This is a genomic window from Bacillota bacterium (genome assembly GCA_013314855.1).
In the GTDB taxonomy this organism is placed as follows: domain Bacteria; phylum Bacillota; class Clostridia; order Acetivibrionales; family DUMC01; genus Ch48.
In genome coordinates, this window is sequence record JABUEW010000233.1 from 1 (window position 1) to 3061 (window position 3061).

General features: G+C 45.2%; 3 protein-coding genes. All 3 read left to right on the forward strand.

From position 1 onward, the window contains the following. Positions 1-1695: virulence protein E (locus HPY74_20600; GenBank protein ID NSW93007.1), on the forward strand; the 1695-nt coding region annotated here is incomplete at its 5' end. Between the two features lie 289 nt (positions 1696-1984). Then, positions 1985-2266, forward strand: a complete 282-nt coding sequence (locus tag HPY74_20605) for a VRR-NUC domain-containing protein (protein NSW93008.1) — start codon at positions 1985-1987, stop codon at positions 2264-2266. Beyond that, positions 2263-3061 (forward strand): DEAD/DEAH box helicase (locus tag HPY74_20610; GenBank protein NSW93009.1); only part of this gene is annotated, 799 nt, incomplete at its 3' end. The genes HPY74_20605 and HPY74_20610, both read left to right, overlap by 4 nt.

Sequence of the window (3061 nt, forward strand, 5' to 3'; positions counted from 1 at the left end):
GAGGAGCCGACTACCAAACAGGGTATCGTTGGAACCTTCTGCCGCTGCTACAGCATCAGCGAAGCTATATCCAAGTTTTTACCGGACCTGTACTCCCCGGTTGATGATAGCCTGACCAGGTACACTTTCGCAGGGGCCAGCGGTTATGGAGGGTTGGTTGTATACGACAAAGATACCTTTGCCTACAGCCATCATGAAAGCGATCCCTGCGGCGGCAGAGAGGTTAACGCCTTTGATCTAGTCCGCATCCATAAATTCGGCAAGTTGGACGACAGGGTTAATGAAAAAACCAATCTTAACAAGCTGCCCAGCCAGATAGCCATGGAAAAATACGCTGTTAGCCAGCCTGAAGTCAGGCGTATGCGGATGTCCGAAATTCAGGAGGAATTCAGCGATGAAGCCCTGGATGATGACCTGGAGGGGGATTCGTGGAAGGAGCAGCTAGAGTTCCATCATAAGACTGGGGATCTGCTGCCGACGGCCAATAATATCGAATTGATTTTATCCCACGGGGAATGGCACGGCGTTCTGGCGTATGACGCTTTTAGAAACACTGAAGTAATAAAAAATGATCTGCCCTGGCGGAAGAAAGAAAGGCCCCATCGCCTGTATGAGCCCTGGTTAGGAGAAGACGACGACCGCCGGGACCATTGGTTCAATAAAAATTATGGATTTAGCTCAGGAGTGACTATCAAAAAAGCTTTTACAGAAGTAACCCGTAGAAACAAGTTTCATCCAATCAAATCCTATGTAGAAAGCCGTGTCTGGGATGGAATTGAGAGAGCTGAAGCAATCTTTATTGATTATTTGGGCGCACCTGACACCCATTACATCAGACAGGTAACACGAAAAATGCTGCTAGCGGCCATTAAACGATTATACGAGCCAGGATGCAAATTTGATTACATGCTAGTACTTATAGGTCCGCAGGGAGCCGGAAAAAGCAGCATACTGGCAAAGCTTGGCGGCGAATGGTCGAGTGATTCATTGAAGAACTTTGAAAACAAAGAAGCAGGAGAGCACCTACAGTCAGGGTGGATCTTCGAAATCGGAGAACTATCGGCAATGAAGCGATCTGAGATTGAAGAAGTGAAATTGTTTCTATCAAAAACTGAAGACCGATATAGAGTAGCATACGACAGGGTAGTGTCTGATTTTCCAAGAAAATGTGTATTTTTTGGGACTACCAACAATAGGGAATTTCTTCGAGATCCTACTGGAAATAGAAGGTTTTGGCCGGTAGAGCTTAACCCTAAAAAAGCCAAGTATAGCCATTGGAAACATTTAACTGATGAGCTTGTCATCCAAATCTGGGCGGAAGTTTTATGCTGGTTCAAGGCGGGGGAAACTCTGGAACTGGATGAGCAAGCAGCCATAGAAGCAAATCACCAGCAGGCGCAACACATGGAAAGTGATCCCCGTGAGGGTATTATCCAGGAATGGCTGGAAACCCCGGTTCAAGACGAATGGGGAGAAGAGCAGGATGAGACTATGCGAATTAGAGTGTGTGCAGCTCAGGTATGGACCGAATGCCTGGGAAATAAAAAAGGGTCAATGCGACCCTGGGAAGCTAAAGAGATCTGCGACATCCTGAGGCGCATCCCTGGATGGCAGGAACGAAAAGGCAAAGCAAAAATGCCAGGAGGGTATGGAGTACAAAGAGTATTTGAAAGGATTAAAAAGGGGTTGTCTTAGCCGTAATTTTTACAGCAATCCGGAGGCAAACACGGCAATCGTAAAAGTTGCAATAGTTGCATTAGATTTGCTGTAAGAATTGACTTACGGCAACCTCTCAAATCCTAAATACTTGAAGGATTAAAACTATTAATTGCTGTAGTTGCCGTAATTTTCTTATATAAGTATTTATTAAATTAGCATAGGACGTAATAAAACACGTGTACATATAATCCCTATGCTAAACGCGTAAATAAGAGGATACGCGCGCGCGAGTAAATACAGCAACTTGAAAAAATGGAGTGATTGGATGCTAGAGTCAACCATTGAAAATTATCTGATAAAAGCAGTAAAAAAAATTGGCGGATTAGTTTGGAAATTTGTATCCCCTGGTACGAGGGGTGTTCCTGACCGGATTGTAGCGCTGCCGGGAGGCAGGACCATTTATGTCGAGCTTAAAAAACCGGGTGAAAAACCGGAACCACTACAGCTTAAAAGGCATAGGCAATTGCGGGATAGAGGGCATCAGGTATACGTAATTGATAGTTTTAAGGGTGTTGATGATTTTATCCAGGAGGTGACCGGGAGTTGATATACACGCCGCATAGATATCAGGAATACGCGACACAGCACATCCTGGACACCCATTATACCGGACTCTTTTTAGAGATGGGTTTAGGAAAAACTGTAAGCACACTGACTGCGATCGACTTGTTGCTTAATGATTATTTTGATACCGAAAAGATATTAGTAATAGCGCCGCTAAGGGTAGCCGATGATACCTGGCCCCGGGAGATTGAAAAATGGGATCACCTAAAACATTTGCGAATTAGTAAGGTTCTGGGAAGTGCTACAGCCCGGAGAAAAGCCTTGAGAGCTGAAGCCGATATCTACGTAATAAACCGGGAAAACGTTGAATGGCTGGTACGTGAGTACGGAAATATGTGGCCATTTGGTACTGTGGTGATAGACGAGCTATCCAGTTTTAAAAATCATCAGTCAAAGAGATTTAGGGCTCTTCGCCGGGTTAGACCTTTGATGAAAAGGGTAATCGGTTTGACCGGAACGCCGGCGCCTAATGGTCTGATCGACTTATGGCCGCAGGTATATCTCCTTGACCAGGGTGAGCGTCTTGGGAAGACCATCACCGGTTATCGGGATAAATATTTCGTACCTGGTGAACGCGATGGGCATGTCGTTTATAAGTGGCATGAAAAGAAAGAAGCAGAACAAAGGATATACGAAGCCATATCGGATATCGTGGTATCGATGAAAAGCGAGGATTGGCTGGAGTTACCGGAGCGAGTGGATAGAACTGTCTCGATTATTTTGAATCCGAAGGCCCGGGAGCTTTATAAAAAGCTTGAGCGGGAGCTATTATTACCCT

What these genes read in the sequence shown, in the direction of transcription:
- HPY74_20605 (NSW93008.1), top strand. Translation starts at nt 1,985, where the DNA reads ATGCTAGAGTCAACCATTGAAAATTATCTGATAAAAGCAGTAAAAAAA.